Source organism: Candidatus Megaera venefica (genome assembly GCF_034554655.1).
Taxonomy (GTDB): Bacteria; Pseudomonadota; Alphaproteobacteria; order Rickettsiales; family Rickettsiaceae; genus Megaera_A; species Megaera_A venefica.
This window is the reverse complement of the sequence record NZ_JARJFB010000185.1, coordinates 1-2902: the sequence shown is the minus strand read 5'-3', so window position 1 is coordinate 2902 and position 2902 is coordinate 1. Positions and strand designations below refer to the sequence as shown.

2 protein-coding genes and 1 tRNA gene are annotated in these 2902 nt (G+C 32.1%); 2 read left to right on the top strand and 1 reads right to left on the bottom strand.

Annotation, left to right across the window (positions count from 1 at the left end; all coding sequences use genetic code 11):
- Window positions 1–85 precede the first annotated feature (85 nt).
- Window positions 86–175 (bottom strand) — tRNA-Ser (locus Megvenef_RS08485).
- Between the two features lie 258 nt (window positions 176–433).
- Here Megvenef_RS08485 and ftsA point away from each other — a divergent pair.
- Both ftsA and Megvenef_RS08475 read left to right on the top strand, forming a co-directional pair.
- A complete protein-coding gene (gene ftsA / locus Megvenef_RS08480; protein WP_322777503.1) occupies window positions 434–1648 on the top strand; it encodes a cell division protein FtsA in 1215 nt (404 codons plus the stop codon).
- Window positions 1649–1786: 138 nt separating this feature from the next.
- The gene (locus Megvenef_RS08475) at window positions 1787–2728 is read left to right on the top strand and encodes a hypothetical protein (protein ID WP_322777502.1); all 942 of its coding nucleotides are present in this window, start codon (window positions 1787–1789) and stop codon (window positions 2726–2728) included.
- Window positions 2729–2902 lie beyond the last annotated feature (174 nt).

The window sequence follows — 2902 nt, the reverse complement described above, 5'->3', positions numbered from 1 at the left end:
AAAAAATGAATGTGCGGTGATTTATTTTTGAAATTCTTGAAATTATATCAAAAATTTAGAGTTTTGACGGAGAGACTATCTAGAATGGCGGACAGGGTGAGATTCGAACTCACGGTACGGTTACCCGCACGCTAGTTTTCAAGACTAGATCCTTAAACCACTCGGACACCTGTCCATTTGTGATACTGTTGATAACAGATTATGCTAACTATTTCAAGATAAAAATATTAATATTCTTGAACATACAGTATATTTGATTTATATCAGAGTGCCTTGTGTAGGATTTTTATAAAACTAATGAGTCGTGTGAAAAAGTTACTTTTTTACAGATATGATTTAAGTTAAGGGATAAAAAACTAGAGACAGCATTAATCATGAAAAAAGTATTTTTTGCGTAAGAAAAATAACTTTTTTTATAATAGACTAATTGGTTATGAAGGGAAATTCATCAAATTTTATCACGCTTGATATAGGAAGCAGCAAGATATCTGCAATAGCAGCTCATGTTAGTAAACAAGGTGAGATTCGAATAAATGCTCAAGTGTTACAGCATTCAGAAGGATTTAAGTCTGGTACGATCACCAACATGGGAATGGCAGAGAGTAGCTTAATTGGCGCTATTTATTCGTTAGAAAAGGATTGTGACAAAAGTATAAAGGAAATTGCTATATCACTTTCTGGTGCTGGAATAAAATCTTATTATGTTAATCATAATATTAAATTGGGTAATCAACCAATTACCCAGTTCGATGTAAAAAAATTAGTTAACAAAGCTTTGTCTGATTTTAAAGTCAAAGGAATGGAGATTATCCATTATTTTCCAATTGAGTTCATGGTTGATAGTAATCAAGCGGTAGAAAGTCCTATAGGTCTCTATGCCAAAGAGTTGTCATGTCAGTTGCATATAATTTCTGCTGATTCCACAATGATAATGAATCTTACCAAGTGTATTGCAAAATGTCATGTTGAAGTTAGCGATATAATAGTTTCAATATATGCTGCTGGTTTGGCTGTATTGACCGATGACGAAAAACAATTAGGCTCAATTATTATTGACTTTGGCGCTAATACGACAAGTTATGGAATTTTTTTGGAGGGTAAGATTGTATATGTTAATCATATCCCAATTGGTGGTATGGATATAACAATTGACATTGCAAAGAATTTATCAATAAGCCTTAAAGAAGCAGAAAAACTCAAGATTTTATATGGTGTAGCTGATCCTGGTTTGTTATTGAAGGATTCGGTAATAAAACTTGATAATGGTGAACATACAATTACAGCAAGTCAGTTGGCTAAAATTATAAATCCAAAGATCAAAGAGATCACTGAAGAAATAAAGAAGCAGTATGATAGTATGTCGATGGATCATCTACTTGCTCGTCAAGTTGTCATAACAGGTGGTGGTGCTTCTCTTGCTAGCATAAGAACACTTGTGGCAGAAATATTTCACAAACAAGTCAGGATAGCTAAACCAGAAATTATCCCAGGATTTGTTGAAAATTATAATAGCTATATACATTCAACAGCTATCGGTATGGTAAAGTATAAATCATTAAAAAATCAAAAAAATTCTTATGGAACTGACCAATTTGAAGATTCAGGTTGGTTTAAAAGGACTATCCTCTGGCTCAAGGAGAACATATAATATTCCACTTAAATGACCCCAAACAAATTGTGTGAGCTTCCATTGTGCTCATATATAATTATACGTTTATTTGTCCAATTTAAATTAAGAATTGGGGAAATACAAAAAATTGCCCTCTATAAGTTCATTATTACTGTATTGATAGTATTAATTTGGAGTGCAACTGAATCATATGCTGGTGCTTGGCTTCCAGAAGTTGGTACTTATAATCTATACTTTAGTCACTCTATACTTGACGCGCGTTCTCGCAAGATAAGAAATATGCGCAAAGAAGCGTTCATAGATATGCAAAATGAGATTCAGAAATTGGGTATGGTAAAAAATTTAATTTACAAAAAAGCTTCTGACCTTAAAAGAGAATTGCTTAACTCTGAACTTAGGAATATTGAACAAATAAATCGTGATATAGATCTGTTAAAACAGGAATCTTCTGAGCTAACATCCTTTAGTGATGAGAGTTCATCTTATTTTGAATTAGAGTATGGGTTAGCAGAGGATCACAGTTTTGGTACAAAGATAGGGTATAAAACAGACAAATTTGCTGATCTTAATTCAGGAGATACTTCTAAAACGAGATATGGTAGAGAAATTGATATTTTTTATAAATATAAGTTTTTTGATAACGAAAGCTTAGTTGCTATTATTCGCCCAAAAATTCATTTCTCAACTTATGATAAGCAAAAAAGCCTTGGTTATAGTGATTTTGAACTATTAATTGGGCACTCAAGAATTAAGAAGAACTACGGTGCATATTTTGAATGCGGTATTATCGCCCGCAAATATTATGGAAGCATTATTGGTAATAATAGTATTGGGTACGTACTGAGTATGCAAGAAGGTATAAAATTTGGTAGAGGTTTTACGGTAAGCAATTATACTGAATACGAAAAAGCGAAGTTTGTAAATATTTTATACAGGCGAACTATATATGATCAAGTTTCAATTGCAAAAGAGATCACCTTTGATAGCCTGGGCCTAAATTGTTTTACTGCTCAAGTAGGATATTTTTGGAAAGGAAGTTTGGTGGATCGTTTTTACACTGTATCTGGTCCAATATTTTCTGTATGGCTTAATTTATAGTATGGAAAATTTGGTATTACAAAAAATGAATAAAGTTAATCATATAGCTGAATATGAAAGAATTCTCAAACATTTGGAGAAAACTGAATTATTAGATAACGAGCGGACTATTGAATTACTAGTTAACAAATATAAGATTCCCCATATTAACTTGGATTCAAAAGATATAAAGGC